This window comes from Amycolatopsis sp. Hca4, from assembly GCF_013364075.1.
Lineage (GTDB): Bacteria > Actinomycetota > Actinomycetes > Mycobacteriales > Pseudonocardiaceae > Amycolatopsis.
Genome location: NZ_CP054925.1, coordinates 9,522,213 through 9,547,132 on the forward strand (window position 1 = coordinate 9,522,213; position 24,920 = coordinate 9,547,132).

The following is a 24,920-nucleotide window of genomic DNA, read 5'->3' on the forward strand; positions in this document are numbered from 1 at the left end:
AAGGAAAGCATCACATGCAGGACGACGCCGAATTCCAGGTGCTGGTCAACGACGAGGGCCAGTACTCGCTGTGGCCGGTCGCGAACGAGGTACCCGCGGGCTGGCGCACCGACGGCTTCCGCGGCGGCCGCCAGGAGTGCATGGACCACGTCGACGAGGTGTGGACCGACATGCGGCCGCTGAGCCTGCAGCGGCAGATGGCCGCCGACGGCTGAGCCCGTCGCGCGGGGCAAGGCGGGTTCGCACCCGCCTTGCCCACCACGACCGGCCATCCCTTTGACCCGACGCGGAAGGTCCCCCATGCCCTCTCCTACGACGCTTTCCCAGTCCTCCCTGCGCGTTCCGCTGCCGACGGCCGAGGGCCGGCTGCAGCGGCTGCTGACCGGACTGGCCCACAAGCACGGCGTCCCGGCCGCCCAGCTGGTCGTCACCGACGGCGGCCGGACGGACACCGCCACGGCAGGCGACGTCACCGCCGAAGCGAAGTTCCCGGTCGGTTCCATCACCAAGGCGTTCACCGCGGCACTGGCGATGCTGCTGGTCGCCGACGGCGACCTCGACCCGGACGACTCGCTCGGCGAGCACCTGGACGGTCTCGGCCCGCTGGTCGGCAGACCGACCGTCGGGCAGGTGCTCAGCCACACCGGCGGGCTGCCTGCCGCGCTCGGCGCCGCCGCCGACGGGGCCGGCTCGGCTCGCCGGTACCTGCGGGCCTGCCGCGAGGCCGGGCTCGTCCAGCCGCCCGGCCAGTGCTTCTCGTATTCGAATGTCGGGTACGTGCTCACCGGGTACCTGGTCGAGGCCGTCACCGGGATGAGCTGGTGGGAGGCGGCGGACGCGCTGCTGCTCGAAGAGCTCGGCATCGGCGCCGCGTTCGTCGTGGAGCCGGGCGGCCGGCGCCGGACCGAGGGACACGTCAGCGGCCACGCCGTGCACGCGGCGACCGGCCGCGCCCGGTCCGTCGCGCAGACGCTGAGCCCGGCCGAGGCCGCGGCCGGGGCGCTGGCGCTGAGTGCCGGGGACCTCGCCGCCTTCGGGAGCATGTTCTGCGGGGGCGACGGGCCGCTGCCGCCGGACCTGGCGGCCGCGATGGGGCGGCCGGTGCCGGGGGCGGAGCCGTTCGGCCTGGCCGACACCTGGGGCCTCGGCCTGGCCGGCTACCGCGGCGCCGACGCGGACTGGACCGGCCACGACGGCACGGCGGACGGCACGTCCTGCCACCTGCGGATCGACGCGGCGCACGGCCGGGTGGTCGCGCTGACGACCAACGGGAGCACGGGTTCGGCGCTGTGGACGGACCTGGTGGCGGCCCTGCGGCTCGAAGGCCTCCCGGTGGGCGACTACGAGCTGCCGGCCGACCTCGACCGCGCGGCCCGCCCGGCGGCCGACCTGACCGGCCACTACACCAACGGCGACCTGGAGTACGAGGTGGACGTCCGCCCGGACGGCGGCGCGGTCCTGGTCGTGGACGGCGAGGTCTACCCGGAGCTGGCCTTGCTGCGCGACGGCGCGTTCTCGGTCCGCGAGCCGGCCACGGGCCGCCGCATCATCGGCGGCCGCTTCCTGACCGACCCGGCAACGGGAGCGATCAGCGCAATGCAGGCCGGCGGCCGCGTCGCCCGCCGACGGCGCCGCGCTTCCTGAGCTGCCGCTCTGCCCGGCCCTACTTGTGTCGTGAGGAAACAAAAGCGATGACCACCTCGAGGAAGAGCCGTATCGACGCGTTGCCCGCCGAGCGGCGGGAGGCGCTCGGGCGCCGGGCCCGAGTGCGGCCGGCGGCGAGCTTGTCGCCCGGCGGCCGCGTGGCCCGGCGCGCTTCCTGAACCCCTGCTCTGCCCGGCCCGAGGTGCTGAACCCTCCGGCCACCCAGCCATTCCGACTTGCGTGTGAGGAACGAAAGCATGACCACCTCGAGGAAGAGCCGCATCGATGCGTTGCCCGCCGAGCTGCGGGAGACGCTCAAGCGCCGGCTGGCCGGGCGGGCGGAGCGGTCCGATGTCATCGGCCGGGCGTCGCGGGAGGCGGCCCTGCCTCTCTCCTTCGCGCAGCAGCGGCTGTGGTTCCTCGACGAGTTCCGGCCGGGGGATGCCGAATACAACAGCGCCGTCGCGCTGCGGCTGACCGGTCCGCTGGACACCGGCGCGCTCACCGGGGCGCTGCAGCAGCTCATCAGCCGGCACGAGGCCCTGCGCACCACCATCGACGATGCCGGTGGCACCCCGGTGCAGGTCGTGCACCCCGCGCCGGACATCCCGGTGCGGGTCGTCGACCTCGCCGCCGATCCCGCGCTGCGGCCCGGCGATCTCGACGAGGTCCTCGAAGCGGAGTACGGCCGGGCCTTCGACCTGCGCCGCGGGCCGCTGGTGCGGCTGCTGCTGGTGCGGGTCGACGCGGAACACCACGTCCTGCTCGTCACCGCCCACCACGTCGTCACCGACGGGGAGTCGATGGGCATCCTCGTCGGCGAGCTCGGCACGCTCTACGCGGCCGCCGTCCGCGGGGAGGCCGCCGCCCTGCCCGAACCGGCCGTGCAGTACGCGGATTTCGCCGTGTGGCAGCGGAACCGGCTCGCCGGGCCCGCCCTCGACCGGCACCTCGCCTACTGGACCACGCAGCTGGCCGGCGTCGAACCCCTCGACCTGCCGTCCGACCGGCCGCGGCCCGCGGTGCGCACCACCGCCGGTGCCGTGCACCACTTCCGCGTCCCGGCCGAGGCCGCCGCCGGGCTGGCCGAGCTGGCCCGCGTCCACGACACCACGCTCTACACCGTGCTGGTCGCCGCCTGCCAGGTGCTCTTCGCCCGCTACACCGGCCGCACCGACATCGCCGTCGGCACCGTCGTCTCCGGCCGGAACCGGCCCGAGCTGCAGCGGACCGTCGGGTTCTTCGTCGACACCGTCGTCATCAGGTCCACTGTGGACCGAAGAACGCCGTTCACCGCCTTCCTCGACGCCGTCCGCACGACCGTGCTGGAGTCCTTCGAGCACGCCGAAGCGCCGTTCGAGAAGCTCGTCGAAGCCCTGCGCCTCGACCGCGACGCCAGCCGCACGCCGCTGTTCGACGCGATGGTCCTGCTGCACGGCAGCCAGGGCGGGCCCGCCGACTTCGGCGGGCTGACCGCCGAGCCGGTCGAGGTGGCCCGCCGCGCCGCCAACTTCGACCTGACCGTCGAGTTCCAGCCCGCCGCGGACGCGCTCGAAGGCTCACTGGAGTACAACACCGACCTGTTCGACACGCGGACCGCCGTCGCGCTCGGCGAGCACCTCACCGTGCTGCTCACCGCGATCGCCGCCGACGCCCGCCGCCCGGTCGGCGAGCTGCCGCTGCTCACCGCCGGGGAAGAACGCCGGCTGCGCACCGAGTGGAACGACACCGCGCTCGACGTCCCCGCGGCCACCGTCACCGAGCTGTTCGAGTCGCAGGCCCAGCGCAGCCCGGACGAAACCGCGCTCGTCGCCGGCGAAGTCACGCTGAGCTTCGCCGAGCTGAACGCGCTCGCCAACCGCCTGGCCCGTCACCTCGTGACGCTGGGCGCCGGCCCCGAGCGGGTCGTGGCGCTCGCCCTCCCGCGCACCGCCGAGGCGATCATCGCCTTCCTCGCCGTGCTGAAGGCCGGTGCGGTGTACCTGCCGATCGACCCGGCGCTGCCCGCCGACCGGAAAGAGCTGCTGCTGCGCGACTCCGGGGCGGAACTGGTCCTCGGCCCGGCGGACATCGCCGCGGCGGACCCGGACCACTCGGCCGCCGACCTCACCGACGCCGACCGGATCGCGCCGCTGCGGCCGGACAACACCGCCTACGTCATTTACACCTCCGGGTCGACCGGCCGCCCCAAGGGCGTGGCGGTCCCGCACCGCAACCTCACCAACCTGCTCTTCAACCACCGCAACGACTTCGCCCCGCCCGGGCGGCGGCTGCGGGTCGCCCTGACCGCCACCCTGTCGTTCGACACGTCCCTGGAGGGCCCGCTGCTCATGGCCGACGGCCACGAGCTGCACCTGATCGGCGACGACGTCCGGCTCGACGCCCACGCGCTCGTCGACCACATCGCCGAGCGCCGGATCGACTTCCTCGACCTCACCCCGACCTACCTGCGCCGGCTGATCCCCGCCGGGCTGCTGACCGACCCGCGGCACCGGCCGAAGATCCTCATGCTCGGCGGCGAGGCACTGGACGACACGCTGTGGCGCGACCTCACCGCCGCCGAAGTCACCGTGGCGCACAACTTCTACGGCCCCACCGAGTACACAGTGGACGCCGTGTCGTGCCGGGTCGGCGAGACGGCCCGGCCGGTGCTGGGCCGCCCGCTGGCCAACACCCGCGCCCACGTCGTCGACCAGGACCTGCGGCCGGTGCCCGCCGGCGTGCCCGGCGAGCTGTGCCTCGCCGGGGCCCAGCTCGCCCGCGGCTACCTCGGCCGGCCGGGCCGGACCGCCGGCAGCTTCGTCGCGAACCCCTTCGGCGCGCCGGGCGAGCGGATGTACCGCACCGGCGACCGGGTCCGCTGGACCGCCGACGGGCAGCTGGAGTACCTGGGCCGGCTCGACGACCAGGTGAAGATCCGCGGTTTCCGCGTCGAACCGGGCGAGGTCGAGGCCGCGCTGGTCCGCCTGCCCGGCGTCACCGCGGCCGTCGTCGTGGCCCACCGGCCCGACGGCGGGCACGCCCGGCTGGTCGCCTACGTCGTCGGGGAAGCCACCCCGGACGGGCTGCGGACCGCCCTGCGGGCCACCCTGCCGGACTACCTGGTGCCCTCGGCGTTCGTCCCGGTCGACGCGATCCCGCTGACCCCGCAGGGCAAGGTCGACCGCCGCGCCCTCCCGGCGCCCGACGTCCCGGCCGGCGGCGGCCCGGCCTACGTCCCCGCGCGGACCGCGATCGAACACCAGCTGGTGGCGATCTGGTCCGAGGTGCTCGGCAACGACCGCATCGGCGTCGAAGACAACTTCTTCGGTCTCGGCGGCGACTCGATCCTGTCCATCCAGGTGGTCGCCCAGGCCCGCCAGGCAGGCCTGCGGCTGACCTCGCGCGACATCTTCCTGCACCAGACCATCGCCGGGCTCGCGACCGCGGTGCAGACGGCCGCGGTGCACGCCCCGGCCGCCGGGCCGGTCGCCGGCCCCGCGCCGCTCACCCCGATCCAGCACTGGTTCTTCGCCACCCACGGGCCGCTGGCCCACTTCACCATGTCGCAGCTGCTGGAGCTGCCCGCCGACGTCGACCAGCAGGCGCTGCGGACCGCCCTCGACGCGGTCGTCGCGCACCACGACGCCCTGCGCACCCGGTTCTTCACCGTCGACGGCCGGTGGCGGCAGGAGGTCACGCCCACGGCGCCGACCGGCGTCCTGCGGATCCGGGACCTCTCCTCGCTCGGCGACGCCGGGCAGCGCGCCGGCGTCGAAGCCGCGGCCGCGCAGGTCCGCGCCGGCCTCGACCTGACCACCGGCACCCTCGCCGGTGCCGCGCTGCTGCTGCGCGGCACCCGCCCGCCGCTGCTGTTCCTGGCCGTGCACCACCTGGTCGCCGACGGCGTGTCCCTGCGGCTGCTGCTCGGCGACCTCGAAACCGCCTACGGCCAGGTCGTGGCCGGTGCTCCGGTCCGGCTCGCGGCCACCGCCACGCCGTTCACCCAGTGGGCGCACCTGCTGGAGCAGCACGTCCGCGCGGGCGGTTTCGACGACGACCTCGAGCACTGGACGCGGGTGGCCCGCCGGGTCCCGGCGGCGCTGGCCGCCGACCGCACCGGCGCGGGCACCACCGGCTCCACCCGCACCCTGACCGTCACCCTCGGCGCCGAAGACACCGACGCGCTGCTGCACCGCGTTCCCGCGGCCTACCGCACCCAGGTCAACGACGTGCTGCTGAGCGCGCTCGGGCGCGCGCTGGCCGACCGCACGGGGGACGACGGCGTCCTGATCGCGCTGGAAGGGCACGGCCGCGAGGACGTCCTCGACGGTGTCGACCTCTCCCGCACGGCCGGCTGGTTCACCACGCAGTTCCCGGTGGCGCTCGACCTGCCGCCGTCGGGGGACTGGGGTGCCACCCTCAAGGCGGTCAAGGAACAGCTGCGGGCCGTCCCGCGCCGCGGCCTGAGCTACGAGGCCCTGCGCTACCTCGGCGAGCCCGGCGCGCCGGGCCACGCGCTGCAGGCGTTCCCGCTGCCGCAGATCTGCTTCAACTACCACGGCCGCTGGGACGCCCAGGCGGGCGCGGCCGGCCTGTTCCGGGGACGGCACGACAGCCCGGGCGCCGACATCGCCCCCGGCGAGGCGAGCACCTACCAGCTGGACGTGACCGGCGTCGTCGAAGCCGGCGCGCTGTCGCTCACCTGGTCCTACTCCGACCAGGTCAACGACGAAACCACGGTCCGCGAGCTGGCCGAGGCGATGCTGACGGCGCTGCGCGAGATCGTCGCCCACTGCGCGCACCCGGGCAGCGGCGGCCGCACGCCGTCGGACTTCCCGCTGGCCCGCCTCGACCAGGCCGGGGTGGACCGCCTGGTCGGCGACGGCCGGGACGTCGACGACGTCTACCCGCTGACCCCGCTGCAGGCGGGCATGCTGTTCCACAGCCTGCTGGACGCCGGGAACACCGACGCCTACGTCGACCAGGCCCGGATGCTCCTGGACGGCGTCCGCGACCCGGACGCGTTCGCGGTCGCCTGGCAGCAGGTCGCCGACCGCACCCCGGTGCTGCGCACCGAACTGGTCTGGGAGGGTGTCGAAGAACCACTGCAGCTCGTGCGGCACCGGGCGGTCGTCCCGGTCGCCCGCCACGACTGGCGTGGCCTGTCCGAGGCCGAGCAGGCCGAACAGCTGGAGCGGCTTTCGGCCGAGGACGCGGCCACCGGCCTGGACCTCACCACCGCGCCGCTGATGCGGCTCGCGATCGTCGCGCTCACCCACGACCGCGTGCTGCTGATGTGGACCTCGCACCACATCGTGCTCGACGGCTGGAGCCTGGCCCAGCTCTTCACCGAGGTGTGCGAGCAGTACGCCGCCCTCACCGAGCACCGGGTCCCGCGGGTGCCCGCCCACCGGCCCTTCCGCGACTACCTCGGCTGGCTCGCCGCCCAGGACCTCGCCGCGGCCGAAGACCACTGGCGCGGCGTGCTTTCCGGCTTCGCCGCCCCGACCCCGCTGCCGTGGGACCGGCCGCCGGCCAGCGCGCACCGCACCCGCTCGTCGCGGACGATCCGGGTTGCCCTGTCCACAGAGGACACCGAACGGCTGCGGGAGGTGGCCCGGCGGCACGGCCTGACCGTCAACACCCTCGTGCAGGGCGCGTGGGCCCTGCTGCTGGCCCACGCCAGCGGCGAGTCCGACGTCGTGTTCGGCACCACCGTGTCCGGCCGCCCCGACGACCTGCCGGGCGTGGAGACCATGATCGGGATGTTCATCAACACCGTCCCGACGCGCGTGCAGGTCGACACGGCAGAGGCGCTGCTGCCGTGGCTGCGGCGGCTGCAGGACGAGCAGAACCAGGCCCGCCGCCACGACTTCCTCGCGCTCGGCAGGCTGCGCGCCCTCAGCGCCGTCCCGGCCGGAGAGAACCTGTTCGACAGCATGGTCGCGTTCGAGAACTACCCGTTCGACGAGAACGCCGCCGCCCAGGCGGGCGTCACCCTGCGGGAGGTGACCGCGCTCGACGCGACGACGTTCCCGGTCACCCTGCGCGCCTACGTCGATCGCCGCCTCGGCTTCGAGCTGGGCACCGACCCGGCGCTGTTCGACGAGGACACCGCCGCCGCGCTGGCCGCCCGGCTGGAGACCCTGCTGCTCGGGCTGGCCGAAAACCCGGACCGCCCGATCGCCCGGCTGCCCTGGCTGTCCACGGAGGACCGCGCGCGGCTGGTCACGGCGCCGCCGGTGTCGCTGCCCGCGCCGACCATCACCGAGCTGTTCGCCGCCCAGGTGGCCGCGCGCCCGGACGCGGTCGCGCTCACCGCCGACGGCACCGGGCTGACCTACGCGGAGCTGAACGCGCGGGCGAACCGCCTGGCCCACCGGCTGATCGCGCTCGGCGCCGGGCCCGAACGGTTCGTCGCGCTGCGCCTGCCGCGCTCACCCGAGCAGGTCGTCGCCGTGCTCGCCGTGCTCAAGGCCGGGGCCGCCTACCTGCCGATCGACCCGGCCACCCCGGACGGACGCGTCGAGCGGATGCTCGCCGACACCGATCCCGTCGCCGTCCTCGGCCCCGAAGACGTCGACGTGCCCACCGGCCCGGACACCGATCCGCCGCTGCGCTGCACCCCGGACCACCCGGCCTACGTCATCTACACCTCGGGTTCCACCGGGCTGCCCAAGGGCGTGGTGATCCCGCACCGCAACGTCACCCGCCTGTTCGCCGCCACCGCGCGCTTCGGCTTCGGCTCCGGCGACGTCTGGACGCTGTTCCACTCCTACGCCTTCGACTTCTCCGTGTGGGAGATCTGGGGCCCGCTGCTGCACGGCGGCCGGCTCGTCGTCGTGCCGCACGCGGTGTCCCGCTCGCCGCGGGAGTTCCTGCGCCTGCTGGCCGAAGAGCGCGTCACCGTGCTCAACCAGACGCCGTCGGCGTTCTACCAGCTCGTCCGGGCCGACGAGGACGACCCCGGCGCCCGGCTCGCGCTGCGGTACGTGATCTTCGGCGGCGAGGCGCTGGACACGCGCCGGCTGGCGGGCTGGTTCGCCCGCCACGGCGACCGCACGCCGCGGCTGGTGAACATGTACGGCATCACCGAAACCACCGTGCACGTCACCGAGCTCGACCTGGAGTCCGCTGTAGACACTCCCGGTGGCATCGGCACCGTGCTGCCCGACCTGGCCGGGTACGTCCTCGACGCCGACCTGAACCCGGTCCCGGCCGGGGTGCCCGGCGAGCTGTACGTGGCCGGCGACGGCTTGGCCCGCGGCTACCTGGGCCGTCCCGGGCTGACCGCGGCCCGGTTCGTCGCCGATTGCTTCGGCCCGCCCGGCTCCCGGATGTACCGGTCGGGCGACCGGGTGTCCCGCACGCGCGACGGCGGCCTGCGCTACCACGGCCGCGCCGACCAGCAGGTCAAGATCCGCGGCTTCCGGATCGAACCGGGCGAGATCGAGGCCGGCCTGCTCGCCCTGCCGGACGTCGGCTCGGCGGCGGTGCTGGCCCGCGAGGACGAGCCCGGCCGCAAGCGGCTGGTCGCCTACGTCGTCCCGGCCGGCCCGGACGCCCCGCCGAGCCCGGCCCGGCTGCGCGAGCACCTGGGCCGGTCGCTGCCGGAGTACATGGTGCCTTCGGCGTTCGTCCTGCTCGACGAGCTTCCGTTGACCCGCAACGGCAAGCTCGACCAGCGGGCGCTGCCGGCGCCCGCCGCGACGGAGACCGGGAGCTTCGCCGAGCCGCGCACCGAGACCGAGCGCACGGTCGCGGCGGTACTGGCCGCCACCCTCGGCCTCGACCGCGTCGGGGCCGACGGCCACTTCTTCGAGCTGGGCGGGGACTCCATCCTCAGCATCCGGTTCACCTCGGCGCTGCGCGAGGCGTTCGGCGTCGACGTGTCCCCGCGGACGGTGTTCGACCACCCGACGGTGGCCGCGCTGGCCGCCGCGCTGCCGTCCGCGTCCGCGACCGCGCGGCCCGCGGCGATCACCCCGGTGGCCCGCGACGGCGAGCTGCCGCTGTCGTTCGGCCAGCAGCGCCTGTGGTTCCTCGACGACTTCGCCCCCGGCAGCACCGACCACGTCACGGTCTTCGGCGTGCGGCTGCACGGCGACCTGCGCCCGGACGCGCTCGCCAGGGCGCTCACCACGCTGATCGCCCGGCACGAGTCGCTGCGCACCACGTTCCCGGCCGTCGACGGCCGTCCCCGCCAGGTCGTGGGGGAGCCGTGGCAGCTCGCGCTGCCGGTCACCGGCGTCTCCGGTGCCGAGGAGCTGCAGCGGCTGCTGGCCGAGGACCTCGCGCGGCCGTTCGACCTGGCCCGCGGCCCGCTGCTGCGGGCGCGGCTGGTCCGCCTGGCCCCGGACGAGCACGCGCTGGTGCTGGCCCTGCACCACATCATCACCGACGGCTGGTCGATGGGTGTCCTGGTCGGCGAACTGGCCACCCTCTACGGCGACGAGCGGGCCGAGCTGCCCGCGCTGCCGATCCAGTACGCCGACTTCGCCGCCTGGCAGCGGGAGCGCCTGACCGGCGACTTCCTGGCCGGGCAGCTCGGCTTCTGGCGCCGCGAACTCGACGGCCTGCGCCCGCTGGACCTGCCCACCGACCGCCCGCGCCCGGCCACCCGGACGTCGAACGGCGCCGAGCACGAGTTCACCCTCGGCGCCGAAGCCCTCGCGGGCCTGCGCCGGCTGAGCCACGACCGGGACACCACGCTGTTCACGGCCCTGGTCGCGGCCTGCCAGCTCGTGCTGCGCCGCTGGTCGGCCCAGGACGACGTCGCGGTCGGCACGGTCACCTCCGGCCGCGACCACGCGGGTGTCCAGGACCTGGTCGGCCTCTTCGTCAACACGGTCGTCCTCCGGTCCCGGGTGGACGGCCGCCGGGGCTTCGGCGAGCTGCTCGGCGCGGTCCGCCGGACCGTCCTGGACGCCTTCGCCCACCAGGACGTGCCGTTCGAGCGGATCGTCGACGAGCTGAGCCCCGACCGCGACCCCAGCCGCACCCCGCTGTTCGAGGTCATGGTCACGCTGCAGAACGCGGGCACCCACCTGCCCGCGCTCGCCGGGCTCACCGCGACCGAGCTGGCGCTGCCGATGACGACCGCCGGGTTCGACCTGAGCGTCGAGTTCGAGGAACGCGCGGACGGCCTGCGTGGCCTGCTGAACTACAACACGGACCTGTTCGACGCGGCCACCGTGCAGCGGTTCGCCGAGCACCTCACGGTCCTGCTCGCCGCCGTCGTGGCCGACCCGGACCGGCCCGTCGACACCCTGCCGCTGCCCGCGGCCGAACACGACCGGGTCGTCACGGCGTGGAACGCCACCGAGCGGCCGGAGCCTGCCGCCACGGTCGTCGGGCTGTTCGAGGCGCAGGCCGCCCGGACCCCGCACGCGACCGCGGTGGTCTCCGGCGGCACGACCCTGACCTTCGCCGAGCTGAACACGCGGGCCAACCGGATCGCCCGCGTCCTGATCGGCCGCGGTGCCGGGCCCGAGCGCCTGGTCGCCGTCGCCCTGCCCCGCTCGGCCGACCAGGTCGCCACCCTGCTCGCCGTCCTCAAGGCCGGCGCCGGCTACCTGCCCCTGGACCCGGAGCTGCCCGCCCGGCGGCGGGAAGCGCTGCTGGCCGACGCCCGGCCCGTGCTCGTGCTCACCGAACCGGTGGCTGCGGACGGCACCGACGCGAACCTCCGCACCCCGATCACCCCGGACCAGGTCGCCTACGCGATCTACACCTCCGGCTCCACCGGAACGCCGAAGGGTGTCCTCGTCACCCACCGCGCGCTCGCGAACTTCGCCGTCGACCACGCGGACCGGTTCACCGCCGCGGCCGGGAAGGACCGGCTGCGGGTCGCGCTGACCGCCGCGTTCACCTTCGACGCGTCCTGGGAAGCCGTGCTGCTGGCGCTCACCGCCGGGCACGAACTGCACGTGATCGACGCCGACACCCGGCTCGACCCGGCCCTGCTCGCCCGGTACGTCACCGAGCACCGGATCGACCTGGTCAACTCGACACCGTCGTTCGTCCGGCACCTGCTGGACACCGGGTTCGGCGACCACGGGCCGTCGGTGCTGCTGCTCGGCGGCGAAGCCGTCGGCGAGGCACTGTGGCGGGACCTGAGCGACCACGACGGTGTCACGGCGTTCAACCTCTACGGCCCGACCGAGTGCACGGTCGACGCGACCCTCTGCCGGATCGGGGAGACCGCGCGCGAGGTGATCGGCCGCCCGCTCGGGAACGTGCGGGCGTACGTCCTCGACGACCGGCTGCGTCCGGCCCCGATCGGCGTGCCGGGCGAGCTGTACCTGGCCGGCGTCCAGCTGGCCCGCGGCTACCTGAACCGGCCCGGGCTGACGGCGGATCGCTTCCGCGCCAACCCGTTCGGGCCGCCCGGCAGCCGGATGTACACCACCGGCGACCGCGCCCGCTGGACCGCCGGAGGGCACCTGGAGTACCTCGGCCGCGCCGACGACCAGGTCAAGATCCGCGGCTTCCGCATCGAGCCCGGCGAGGTCGAGGCGGCCCTGCGCGCCCTGCCGGAAGTCGCCGACACGGTGGTCGTCGCGCGGGCCGACGACGGGCACGCCCGGCTGGTCGCCTACGTCGTCCCGTGTGCCGCGGCGGACTCGGCGCGGCTGCGGACCGCGCTGAAGGAAACGCTGCCCGACCACCTGGTGCCGTCGGTGTTCGTGCCACTGGACCGGCTGCCGCTGGCCACCAGCGGCAAGGTCGACCGCCGGGCGCTGCCCGCGCCCGCCGTCCACCCGGCGCCCGCCGAGGGCCGGACCGCGCCGCGCACCGGCACCGAACGGCTGCTCGCGGAGATCTGGGCGGACGTCCTCGGCATCGAAGAGCCGGGTACCGACGACAACTTCTTCGCCCTCGGCGGGGACTCCATCCTCAGCATCCAGGTCGTCTCCCGCGCCCGGCGCCGCGGCCTGCGGCTGACCTCGCGGGACGTCTTCCGCCACCAGAGCATCGCCGAACTCGCGCTCGTCGCCGCGGAGCCGTCCGCCGAACCCGAAGCCGCCTTCACCGGCTCGGCGCCCCTCACGCCGATCCAGCGGTGGTTCTTCGAAACCGGCGGCCACGACCACTTCACGATGTCGACGCTCGCCGAGCTCGACGGGTGCGTCTCGATCCCCGCACTCGAAACCGCGCTGGGTGCGGTGCTGGCCCGCCACGACGCCCTGCGCACCCGGTTCACCGGCGACGGACGGCAGGAGTTCCGGCCCGGCGCCGCACTCCCGGCCCTGCGCCGGGTGTCCGAAATGGACACTGTGGACATCGCCGCGGTCGCGGCCGAAGCCCGTGCCACGCTGAAGGTCGGGGACGGCCCGCTCGTCGCGCCCGTGCTGATCACCACGGCCGGACAGCCGCCCCGGCTGTTGCTGGTGGTGCACCACCTGGTGATCGACGGCGTGTCCTGGCGGATCCTGCTGGAAGAGCTCGAGACGGCCTACCGCCAGGTGGCCGCCGGGCAGCCGGTCGACCTCGGCCCGGCCCCGGTGAGCTTCCTGCGCTGGGCGGACCGCCTCGCCGGGCACAGCTTCGCCGCCGAACTGCCGTACTGGACCGAAGCACTCGACGGTGTCGACCCCGCCCTGCCGGTGGACGCGGCCGGGGAGAACACCGCGGGAAGCGCCCGCACGGTGACCGTGGGCCTGGACGCCGAGACCACCGACGCCCTGCTGCACCAGGTCCCCGACGTCTACCGCACGCAGGTCAACGACGTCCTGCTCAGCGCGCTCGGCCGGGTGCTGGCCCGGTGGACCGGCCGAGACCGCGTTCTGATTTCCCTGGAGGGCCACGGCCGCGAAGAGATCTTCGACGACCTCGACCTCTCGCGCACGGTCGGCTGGTTCACCGCCGAGTACCCGGTCGCGCTCACCCTCCCGCGAGCGAAGACTGGGGACCGACCCTGAAGGCGGTCAAGGAGCAGCTGCGGGCCGTCCCCGGCAAGGGCCTCGGCTACGGATCGCTGCGGCGGCACGACGACCCGGTGCCGCAGATCTCCCTGAACTACCACGGGCAATGGACCACCGGCGGTGACGCCGAGGGGCTGTACCGCGGCTTCGGCGGTGACCTCGGCACCGACATCGACCCCGAGCGGCCGCGCCCGGCCTTGCTCGACGTGGTGGGCATCGTCGACGGCGGCCGGCTCGAACTGGCCTGGACCTACGCGCCCGGCGTGCACCACGAGGACACCGTGCGCGGGCTCGCCGAGCAGGTCCTGACGGCGCTGCGCGAGATCGCCGCCCACTGCGCCACCCCGGGCGCCGGCGGCCGCACGCCGTCGGACTTCCCGCTGGCCGGCCTCGACCAGGCAGGAGTGGACACGCTGGTCGGCGACGGCGGTGCGGTCGAGGACATCTACCCGCTCACCCCGCTGCAGGCCGGGATGGTGTTCCACACCCTGGTCGACGCCGGCTCCCCGGCCTACTTCGAGCAGGTCCGGATCCGGCTCGCCGGGGTCACCGACCCCGCCGCCCTCGCGGCGGCGTGGCAGCGGGTCGTCGACCGGACGCCGGTGCTGCGCACGCGGCTCGTCTGGACCGGTGTCGAAGAACCCGTGCAGGTGGTGGCCCGCACCGCCACCCTGCCGGTCGTGCACCACGACTGGCGCGACCTCGGCCACGCGGAGCGGGAAGCCGCGCTGGCGGAGGCACTGGCGGCCGACCGGGCCGTCCCGTTCGACCTGACCAGGGCGCCGCTGACCCGCCTGACGATCGCGGCCCGGCCCGGCGACGAAGTCGACCTGATCTGGACCTCGCACCACGTCCTGTTCGACGGCTGGAGCTCGGCGCAGGTCTTCGCCGAGGCCTGCGAGGAGTACGCCGCCGCGACCGCGGGCGTCCGGCCCGCGCTCCTCGCCCGGCGCCCGTACCGGGACTACCTCGGCTGGCTCGCCGGCCGCGACCAGGCCGCTGCCGACCGGTTCTGGCGGGACACCCTGGCCGGCTTCGACGCACCGACGGCGTTGCCCTACGACCGCCCGCCGTCCGAAGCCCACCAGTCCCGGTCCACCGATTCGGTCCGGCTCGAGCTGCCGCCGGCCGCGACGCTGCGGCTGCGCGAGTTCGCCCGGAACCACGGCCTCACCGTCAACACCGTGGTGCAGGGCGGCTGGGCGCTGCTGCTGGCCGTGCTCTCCGGCGACCGGGACGTCGTCTTCGGCACCACGGTGTCCGGCCGCCCGGCGGACCTGCCCGGCGTCGAGACGATGATCGGGCTGTTCATCAACACCGTCCCCACCCGCGTCCGCGTGGACGGCGGCCAGCCGGTCGCGCGGTGGCTCGGGCGGCTGCAGGCGGCCCAGAGCGAGGCCCGCGACCACGACTTCGTCTCGCTGGCCCGGCTGCGCCCGCTCAGCGACGTCCCCGCCGGGCAGAACCTGTTCGACAGCATGGTGGTGTTCGAGAACTACCCGATCAGCGAGCCCGCCACCGCGGGGGCGCCCCGGGTCGTCGAGGTCTCCTCGGCCGACGCCACGAACTTCCCGCTGTGCCTGCGGGCGTTCCTGGACGACGGTCTCGTGCTCGACCTCGCCTACGACCCGGCGCTGTTCGACGCCGGCACCACGGCGGCCGTGGCGGACCGGCTGGTCCACCTGCTCGACGCCGTCACCGCGGACCCGGACCGGCCGCTGGCCCGGGTGCCGTGGACCGGCACCGCCGAACGCGCCCGCGTGCTGGCCGACGCCCACGGCCCGGGTGCCGCCGGCGTGCCGTCGACGGTGCCCGCGCTGTTCGCCGACCGGGTGCGGCGGCACCCGGACGACCCGGCCGTGCTCGCCGGCGACCGGACGCTGACCTACGCCGGGCTCGACGAGCGGGCGAACCACCTGGCCGGGCGGCTGGCCGGGCTCGGCGTCGCCGTCGAGGACCGGATCGGGCTGCTGCTCGAACCGTCGGTGGACCACGTCGTCGCCGAGCTCGCCGTGCTCAAGGCCGGTGCGGCCTACGTGCCGCTGGACACCCGGGCACCGCACGAGCGGCTGCGTGCCGTGCTCGCCGAAGCGGGCGTGTCGGTCGTGGTGGCCGGCGACACCTGGGTGGCGACCGCCGAAGCCGTCCACAGTGGACCGGTGCTGACCGTCGGCGAGCAACGGTCCGCCACCGCGCCCGACCCGGTCGTGGACCCGGAGAACCTGGCCTACGTCATGTACACCTCCGGCTCCACCGGCGTGCCCAAGGGCGTCGCCGTGCGCCACCGCGACATCACCGCGCTCGCCCAGGACGGCCGGTTCGCCGGCGGCGCCCACGCCCGGGTGCTCGCGCACTCGCCGCTGGCCTTCGACGCCTCCACCTACGAGCTGTGGGTTCCGCTGCTCACCGGCGGCGCGACGGTGCTGCCCGGCACGCCGGACCTGACCGTGGAGGCGTTGCGGCACGCGGTGTCCACCCACGAGGTGACGGCCGCGTGGCTGACCGCCGGGCTCTTCCGGCTGCTCGCCCAGGACGCCCCGGACGGCCTGCGCGGCCTGCGCGAGGTGTGGACCGGCGGCGACGTCGTCCCGCCCGCCGTGGTGCGGGCGGTCCAGGCCGCGTGCCCCGGTCTCGTCGTGGTCGACGGCTACGGCCCCACCGAGACGACCACCTTCGCGACTTCGTACCGGATGACCGGGGAGGCCGTGCCCGAACCGGTGCCGATCGGGCGACCGCTGGACGGCATGCGCGCGTACGTGCTCGACGCCGAGCTGCGCCCGTTGCCCGCCGGGGCACCCGGCGAGCTGTGCCTGGCCGGCGCCGGACTGGCGCGCGGCTACCTCGGCCGACCCGGCCTGACCGCCGAGCGGTTCGTGCCCGCCCCGTTCGGCGCGCCGGGGGAGCGGATGTACCGCACCGGTGACGTCGTCCGGCGCGGACCCGACGGCGAGCTCGTGTTCCTCGGCCGGTCCGACGACCAGGTCAAGCTGCGCGGGTTCCGGATCGAGCTCGCCGAGGTCGAGGCCGTGCTGGCCGCGCACCCGGCGGTCGCCCAGGCGGTCGCGAGCGTCCACCGGGATCCCTCGGGCACCCGGCGCCTGATCGCGCACGTCGTCCTCGAGCGGCCCGCCGACCCCGGCGAGCTGCGCGGGCACGCGGCCGCGGCCCTGCCGGAGTACATGGTGCCCGCCGTGGTGCTGGTGCTGCCCGCGCTCCCGTTGAACCGCAACGGGAAGGTCGATCGCCGGGCGCTGCCCGCCCCGGACGGCCCGCTCGCTTCGCAACGGCCGTACGCCGAGCCGGCCACGGCGACCGAGCGCGCGGTCGCCCGGATCTGGGCGCGGCTGCTCGGCGTCGAGCGGGTCGGTGCCCAGGACAACTTCTTCGAATTGGGCGGCGATTCGATCCTCAGCATCCGCCTGGTGTCCCGGCTGCTGGCCGAATGCGGTGTCTCCCTGTCGCCGCGGGCGGTCTTCGCCCACCCGACGGTCGCCCGGCTCGCCGCCGCGGTCGAAACCGTCGGCGCCACCGACCGGGACCCGATCCCGGCCGTGCCGCGCGACGGCGAGCTGCCGCAGTCCTTCGCCCAGCAGCGGCTGTGGTTCCTCGACGAGTTCGAGCCGGGCGGCACCGAGTACGTCACCAGCTCGGCCGTGCGCCTGCGCGGCGAACTGGACGTCGACGCGCTGGCCGGGGCGTTCACCGCGCTGGTCGAGCGGCACGAGCCGCTGCGCACGACGTTCGGCTCGGCCGACGGCCACGGCGTCCAGTTCGTGCACCCGCCGTCACCGGTGCCGCTGCCGGTCGTCGACGCCCGCGAGGAGGAGCTCGACGACCTCCTGCGCGCCGACGGCGAGCAGCCTTTCGACCTGAGCGAAGGGCCGCTGCTGCGGGCGAAGCTGATCCGGCTCGCCCCGCGGGAGCACGTGCTCACCGTGGCCGTGCACCACATCGTCACCGACGGCTGGTCGAACGGCCTGATCGCCGAAGAGGTCGGCGCGTGCTACGCGGCGGCGTTGCGCGGCGAACCGGCGGACCTGCCGCCGCTGCCGGTGCAGTACGCGGACTTCGCGGCCTGTCAGCGCGGCCGCCTCGCCGAGCGGGTCCTGGCCGGCCAGACCGAGTACTGGACCGAGCGCCTGCGCGACCTCACCCCGCTGGAGCTGCCCACCGACCGGCCCCGCCCGCCGGTGCGCACCACCCGCGGCGCGACCCGCGAGATCGTCGTCCCGGCGGCGGTGACCGCGCGGCTCGAGCAGGTGAGCCGGCAGCGCGAGACCACCCTGTTCAGCACGCTCGTCGCGGCCTGCCAGGTGCTGCTGGGCCGCTGGGCGGGCCAGGACGACGTCGCCGTCGGCACGGTCACCTCCGGCCGGGAGCGCCCGGAGCTCGAAGGGCTGGTCGGGTTCTTCGTCAACACGCTGGTGCTGCGCTCGCGGGTCCGCCCGGACCTGGCGTTCACGGCGTTCCTGGACGAGGTCGCGGCCGGGGTGCGCGCGGCGTTCGACCACCAGGACCTGCCGTTCGACCGGGTGGTCGACGCCGTCCAGCCCGGCCGCGACCCGAGCCGGACGCCGTTGTTCCAGGTGATGGTGGTGCTGCAGAACAGCCCCCGCGAGACGACCCGGCTCCCCGGCCTGGAAACCGAGGAGATCGCCCAGACCGCGACGGCGGCGAACTTCGACCTCACGCTGGAGTTCCAGCCGGACGGAGACGTGCTGCGGGCGGCGCTGACCTACAACACGGACCTGTTCGACGCGGCCACGATCGACCGCCTGGCCGCCCACCTGGGCGTGCTGCTCGCGGGCGTCGCGGACGACCCGGGCCGTCCGGTGTCGCGGCTGCCCCTGCTCGGAGCGGCCGAACGCGAGCAGGTCGTGGAAACGTGGAACGACACGGCGGTCGCGGTCGAGCCGCGCACCCTGCCGGAGCTGGTGTCGGCCCGCGCGCGGCGGACACCGGACGCGCCGGCGGTGATCGCGGGCGAGACGCTCACCTACGCCGAGCTGGAGGCCCGCGCGGCCCGGCTGGCGCGGCTGCTCGCCGAGCGAGGCATCGGCCCGGAGCGGATCGTGGCGCTGGCGCTGCCGCGCTCGGTGGAGCTCGTGGTGGCGCAGCTGGCGGTGTGGCGGGCCGGCGGGGCGTTCGTCCCGGTCGACCCGACCTACCCGATCGAGCGCATCACGTTCATGCTGTCGGACGCCCGGCCGGCACTGGTCCTCACGCTGGAGGGCCTGGCCCCGCCGGTGCCGGACGGCGTGGAAGTGCTCACGCTGGACGACCCGCGGTTGTTCGAAGGCGAGGCCGCCTCACCGGTCGCCGTGCGGCCGGAGCACCCCGCCTACGTCATCTACACCTCCGGCTCCACCGGCCGCCCCAAGGGCGTGGTCGTCACCCACGCCGGGCTGGCCTCCTTCGCCGCGGCCGAAGCCGAGCACCTGCAGGTCACCGAAGGCGACCGCGTCCTGGCCTACTCCTCGCCGAGCTTCGACGCCTCCATCCTCGAACTCTGCCTGGCCCTGCCTTCGGGGGCCGCACTCGTCGTCGTCCCGCCGGAACCGCTGCTCGGCGAACCCCTGGCCGAGTTCCTGGCCGGCCACCGGATCACCCACACCCTGATCCCGCCCGCGGCGCTCGCCACCGTGCCGGCCACCGACCTGCCGGACCTGCGCACGCTGGTCGTCGGCGGGGACGCCTGCCCGCCCGAGCTCGTCGACCGGTGGGCCCCCGGACGGCGGATGATCAACGCCTACGGCCCCACCGAATCGACGATCGTCGCGACCTGGAGCGACCCCCTCGCACCGGGCACGCCACCGCCGATCGGCCGTCCCATCCCGAACACCCGCGGCTACGTGCTCGACGCCGCGCTCCAGCCCGTGCCGATCGGGGTGGCGGGCGAGCTGTACGTCGCCGGGCCGAGCCTGGCCCGCGGCTACCTCGACCGGCCCGGCCTGACCGCCGACCGGTTCACCGCCAACCCGTTCGGTGCGCCGGGGGAGCGGATGTACCGCACCGGCGACGTCGTCCGGTGGACCGCCGCCGGGCAGCTCGAATTCACCGGCCGGGCCGACGACCAGGTCAAGGTCCGCGGCTTCCGCATCGAACTCGGCGAAGTCGAGGCGGCACTGACCCGCCACCCCGGCGTGGCCGCCGCGGTGGCCGCGGTCCAGCAGGACGGCTCCGGCCACAAACGCCTGGTCGCCTGCTACGTCACCGAACCCGGGACGGACCCGGTCGGCGCCGGCGAGCTGCGTGAATTCCTCGCCCGCTCCCTGCCCGCCCACCTGGTGCCCTCGGCCCTGCAGGAGCTGGCCGCCCTGCCGATCGGCCCGAGCGGCAAGGTCGACCGCCGCGCGCTGCCCGTGGTGGCCGCCGCGACCGAACCCGCCGCCCGGCACGTCGAGCCGTCGACCCCGGCCGAGCGCGTGCTCTGCGACATCTGGGCCCAGGTCCTCGGCCTGGACCGGGTCGGCACCGCCGACAACTTCTTCGAGCTGGGCGGCGACTCCATCCTCAGCATGCAGGTCGTGTCCCGGGCCCGGCAGGCCGGGCTCCAGCTGTCCACGAAGGACATCTTCCTGCACCAGACGGTCGCCGCGCTGGCACCGGAAGCCGGCGCGGTGGCCGAAACCGCCGAGCCGGACGGCCCGGTGGTCGGGCCGGTGCCGCTGACCCCGATCCAGGACTGGTTCTTCGCCACCCACACCGTCAACCCGCACCACTTCAACCAGTCGATGCTGGTCGAGCTGGCCGACGGCTTCGACGCCGGGGCGCTGCGCACGGCGCTGGCCGCGGTGTGGACCCACCACGACGCCCTGCGGATGCGGTTCGAACGGACCGAAGAGGGCTGGCAGCAGCACAACGCCGACGTCGAGCCGGTGCCGCAGCCGCGGCACGAAGACCTCACCGCCGTGCCCGAGCCCGACCGGACGGCCGCGCTGGAGCGGATCGCCGACACGGTCCACGCCGGGTTCGACCTCACCCGGGGCCCGCTGCTCGCGGCGGTCCTGGTGACGGCCGATCCGGGCTGGCGGCCGCGGCTGTTCCTCGCCGCGCACCACGTCGTGGTCGACGCCGTTTCCTGGCGCATCCTGCTCGACGACCTCGACACCGCCTACCGCCAGGCCGCCCGGGACCTCCCGGTCGACCTCGGCCCGCGGACGACGTCGTTCCGGGACTGGGCGCACCGCCTGCGCGAGCACGTCCGCGCCGGTGGCTTCGACGACGAACTGGCGTACTGGACCGGCCTGCCCGCGGCGGGCGCACTGCCGGTGGACCACGACGGCGGCGCCACCGGCACGGCCGAGGTCACCGTGGTGCTCGACGCGAGCGACACCGACGCCCTGCTGCGCTCGGCACCCGCGGCCTACCGCACGCGCGTCAACGACGTCCTGCTCACCGCGCTGGCCTGGGCGCTGGCCCGCTGGACCGGCCGCCCGGACGCGGCGATCGCGCTGGAGGGCCACGGCCGGGAGGACGTGCTCGACGGCGTCGACCTCACCCGGACCGTCGGCTGGTTCACCACGCTGTTCCCGGTGGCACTGTCCACAGCGGACGGTGTGGGGGCGGACCCGGACTGGCGGGCGCTCGTCAAGTCCGTCCGCAAGCAGCTGCGGGCCGTGCCGGGCAACGGGTTCGGCTACGGCGCCCTCCGCCACCTCGGCGACCCGGACGTCCGGGCGCGGCTCGCGGGGGCCACCCCGCAGATCTCGTTCAACTACCTCGGCCAGTGGGACGGCTCGGGCGGGGCGTCGACGGCCGAGGGGCTCTACGCCGCCGTCCGCGGTTCGCTCGGCCGCGACCACGACCCGGACGAGCACCACCCGCACCTGCTCGACCTGGTCGGCGCGGTCCAGGACGGCGAGCTGGTGTTCTCGCTCATCTACCAGCCCGGCCGCCACGACCGGAAGACCGCCGAGGCGCTGGTGCGCGACTTCGCGGCCGCGTTGCGGCGCATCGCCGCCGCCGTACTGGCCCCGGCCCGCCGGAAGGAGCGGCGGTGACCGCGCGGCTGTCCCGGAACCGCGACTACCGGCTGCTGTGGGGCAGCCAGGCGCTGTCCGAGGCCGGGTTCAGCGCGTCGATGATCGCGTTGCCGCTGCTGGTGCTGGCGGTGACCGGCTCGCCCGCGCTGTCCGGGCTGGTCCTCGGCGTGGACGCGATGGCCCAGCTGGTCGCCGGGCTGCCCGCGGGCGCGCTGGCGGACCGGTGGGACCGCAAGAAGATCCTGCTCGGCTGCGAAGCGGTGTACGCGGTGGCGGTGGGCAGCCTGGTCGCGGCGATCTGGTGGGACCGCGTCAGCGTGCCCCACCTCGTCGCGGTCGCGGCGGTGATGGGCTGCTGCCGGTCGCTGTTCGGCCCGGCCGAGGGCGCGCTGCTGGCCGGCGTCGTGCCCCCGGCCCAGCTGCCGACGGCGGTGGCGATGAACTCCGCGCGCGGCGCGCTCGGCCAGCTGTCGGGCACCGCGGTCGGCGGGTTCCTCTACGGCCTCGGCCGGGCCGTGCCGTTCGCCTTCGACGTGCTCGTCCACCTGGTTTCGCTGGTCGCGCTGACCTTCGTCCGGGCACCGCGCCGCACGGCCGAGCCCGCCGAGGGCGGCCACCTGGGCAGGGAGATGGCGGAGGGACTGCGCTGGGTGTGGAGCGAGCGGCACGTGCGGGTCACGGTGGCGTGCGCGGTGAGCCTGAACTTCTTCTTCAGCGCGTACTACATCGTCATCATCGTGCTGGCCCGGCAACGCGGCGTCACCTCGGGCGAGATCGGCGTGATGGCCGCGATGCTCGGCGTCGGCGGCGTGGTGGGGTCGCTGATCGCGCCCTACCTGCAGCGGCGGCTGAGCCCGTACGTGTCGATCATGAGCGTGTTCTGGGTGCTGACGCTGCTCACCCCGCTCGCGGCGGTGATCCACGACGGCTACCTGCTGGGCGCGCTGTTCGTCGCGATGGCCCTGCTGCCGCCGACGGCCAACACGACCATCGGGACCTACCAGCTGCTGCTCACCCCCGACCGCCTGCGTGGCCGGCTGACCAGCGTGATGGGCGTGATCGGCGGCGTGTCCGCGGCGACCGGGCCCGCCTTCGGCGGCCTGGTCGTGCAGGCGTTCCCCGGCACCGGCGCCGTCGTGCTGTGCGCGGCCGGGATCGCACTGGTGACGCTGGTAGTCACGATCAGCCCGACGCTGCGCCGGTTCCCCCGCGCCGACACCTTGATGCCCGCACCCGAGCCGACGACCACCGAGGAGAAGACGTCATGACCACCCAGGAATCGTTCGCCTTCGAGGGCATGCTGGCGCGTGCGGCCGAGCTGCGCGACCGCAGCGGCCCGGTGCACCACGACGAGGAAGCGGGCACGTGGCGGGTGCTCGACCACCCGGGCGTCTCCCGGGTGCTGTCCGATCCGGCCGCGTTCTCGTCGGACTTCAGCGGGCTCACGCCGGTCCAGGAGGACTTCGAGACCTTCCGCAAGGGCAACTTCGTCGGGATGGACCCGCCGGACCACCGCAAGCTGCGCACCCTGGTCAGCCAGGCGTTCACCCCGCGGGTGGTGGCGGGCCTGGAGCCGCGGATCCGGGCCATCGCGGGCGAGCTGCTCGACGAGGTGGCCGGGACGTCCCGCTTCGACGTGGTCGACGCGCTGGCGTACCCGCTGCCGATCATCGTGATCGCGGAGCTGCTCGGCGTCCCGGTGGCGGACCGCCCGCTGTTCACTCGCTGGGCCCAGGTCCTGTTCAGCGGCGACCAGCTGGGCGAATCGGCCGACATGGCGGACATCCAGCGCGCGCTGGACGCGATCGCGCCGACGATCCGCGAGATGAACGCCTACATCCTCGACCACATCCGCCACCACCGCGCCCACCCCGGCCCGGGCCTGACGAGCAGGCTGGTGGAGGCGGAGTTCAACGGCGAGCGGCTCGAGGACCAGGAGATCGTCGGGTTCGTCGCGCTGCTGCTGATCGCCGGGCACATCACGACGACGGCGTTGCTGGGGAACGCCGTGCTGACGTTCGACCGGAACCCGGCCGAGGCGGCGGCCCTGCGGAGTGCGCCGGAGCGCCTGCCGGCGGCGCTGGAGGAGGTGCTCCGGATACTGCCGCCGTTCCCCGAGCTGGGCCGCCGGACGACCCGGGAGGTCGAGCTGGGCGGCCACCGGATCCCGGAGAACGCGATCGTGATGGCGGACCTGGCCTCGGCCAACCGCGACCCGGCGTTGTTCGAGCGGCCGGACGTGTTCGAGCCGGGGCGGAGCCCCAACCCGCACCTGACGTTCGGCCACGGGATCCACTTCTGCTTCGGCGCGCCGCTGGCGCGCCTGGAGGGCCGGATCGCGTTCGAGGTGCTCTTCTCGCGGTACCGGGACCTGGCGGTCGCGCCGGACGTGCCGGTGGAGTTCCAGAACCCGGCGGTCATCGTGAGCGTCCGGCACCTGGCGCTGGACGTGGCACAGGCCTGATGTTCCGGATGCGCTCTCGCTGGGTAGCCCATGGAGGTGAGGTGAGCAGGTGATGCCTGCTGCGACGAGTGAGAGGTGATCACATGAGCCAGGGCGACGCCCCGGTCGGGCGATCGGTGAAGACGGCGGCGGCCGGCGTACGGGACCTCGCCGCGGAGGCCGCGCGGGTGGGTGCGGCCGCGGCCGCACGGGCGGTCGAAATCACCGACCGGAAGCTGGCCGAAGGCAAGGACGAACTCGCGAAGGTCGGCCGGGCGGCGAGCAAGGACTTCGACAAGAGCACCCGGTCGTCCCGCCGTGACGTGCTGACCCACTCCGGCGCGGCCCGCGACGAGGTCCTCGCCCGCGCGGCGAAGCTGCGCGACCCGGGCCGCAAGGCGGCCCAGGCGGTGGCCACGGTGGTGGGTTCGGCGGGCGAGTCGGGCCGCAGCCGCCGCAAGGCGGTGGCGACGGCCAAGCGCGACCTGGCGGTGGCGCTCCAGGAGGCCAAGAGCGTGGCCCGCGGCGAGCGTTCGAAGCGGGCTCGCTGGCCGTGGTTCCTGGCGCTGGGCGCCCTGGCGGCGGCGATCGTGACGGTGACCAAGATCCGGCGGCCGAACCCGCTGGCCGAGGACGCCTCGGCCCAGCCGGAGGAGAAGCCGGCGGCCAAGCCGACCCCGGCTTCGGCTCCGACGACGGCTGCCGCTCCGACGCCGGCTTCGGGCTCGGCCCCGGCTCCGGCCCCGGCTTCGGGCTCGGGCTCGGGCGCGGCTTCTGGCTCGGCTCCGGCTTCGCAGGCGGCGGCCAAGCCGGCTCCGGCCAAGCCGACGCCGGCCGAGAAGCCGGCCCAGCAGGCGGCCAAGGCCGCCGAGGGTGCGAACGGCCGCGCGCCCGCGGGCCGCGGCCAGCAGAAGTCCCACTGAGCCGGACCGGTACCCG

Annotated in this window: 7 protein-coding genes; all 7 read left to right on the plus strand. The window is 74.9% G+C overall.

What is annotated here, in order from left to right; all coding sequences use genetic code 11:
* Window positions 1-14 precede the first annotated feature (14 nt).
* Window positions 15-215, plus strand: coding sequence for an MbtH family NRPS accessory protein (locus HUT10_RS43405; protein ID WP_176176526.1), 201 nt, complete (start codon window positions 15-17; stop codon window positions 213-215).
* A gap of 85 nt (window positions 216-300) precedes the next feature.
* Entirely contained in the window at window positions 301-1,644 is a 1,344-nt protein-coding gene (locus HUT10_RS43410) for a serine hydrolase (protein ID WP_176176527.1), read from the plus strand.
* A gap of 257 nt (window positions 1,645-1,901) precedes the next feature.
* Entirely contained in the window at window positions 1,902-13,550 is an 11,649-nt protein-coding gene (locus HUT10_RS51465; protein WP_254897273.1) for a non-ribosomal peptide synthetase, read from the plus strand.
* 17 nt (window positions 13,551-13,567) lie between these two features.
* Complete coding sequence (locus HUT10_RS51470; protein ID WP_254897519.1) at window positions 13,568-21,556, plus strand: non-ribosomal peptide synthetase; 7,989 nt, start codon at window positions 13,568-13,570, stop codon at window positions 21,554-21,556.
* Window positions 21,553-22,806 (plus strand): MFS transporter, encoded by a 1,254-nt coding sequence (locus HUT10_RS43420; RefSeq protein WP_176176528.1) that lies wholly within the window; start codon window positions 21,553-21,555, stop codon window positions 22,804-22,806. The genes HUT10_RS51470 and HUT10_RS43420 overlap by 4 nt, the downstream gene beginning before the upstream one ends.
* Window positions 22,803-24,002 carry a cytochrome P450 gene (locus HUT10_RS43425; RefSeq protein WP_176176529.1) on the plus strand — a complete coding sequence of 400 codons (1,200 nt, stop codon included), beginning with the start codon at window positions 22,803-22,805 and terminating at the stop codon, window positions 24,000-24,002. The genes HUT10_RS43420 and HUT10_RS43425 overlap by 4 nt, the downstream gene beginning before the upstream one ends.
* An 83-nt stretch (window positions 24,003-24,085) precedes the next feature.
* On the plus strand, window positions 24,086-24,904 hold the full coding sequence (locus HUT10_RS43430) for a hypothetical protein (protein WP_176176530.1): 819 nt from the start codon (window positions 24,086-24,088) through the stop codon (window positions 24,902-24,904).
* Window positions 24,905-24,920 lie beyond the last annotated feature (16 nt).

Bases quoted from the DNA above. Each gene is read 5' to 3' on its own strand.
- HUT10_RS51465 (WP_254897273.1), top strand. From the start codon at position 1,902: ATGACCACCTCGAGGAAGAGCCGCATCGATGCGTTGCCCGCCGAGCTG.
- HUT10_RS43405 (WP_176176526.1), top strand. From the start codon at position 15: ATGCAGGACGACGCCGAATTCCAGGTGCTGGTCAACGACGAGGGCCAG.
- HUT10_RS43425 (WP_176176529.1), top strand. From the start codon at position 22,803: ATGACCACCCAGGAATCGTTCGCCTTCGAGGGCATGCTGGCGCGTGCG.
- HUT10_RS43410 (WP_176176527.1), top strand. From the start codon at position 301: ATGCCCTCTCCTACGACGCTTTCCCAGTCCTCCCTGCGCGTTCCGCTG.
- HUT10_RS43430 (WP_176176530.1), top strand. From the start codon at position 24,086: ATGAGCCAGGGCGACGCCCCGGTCGGGCGATCGGTGAAGACGGCGGCG.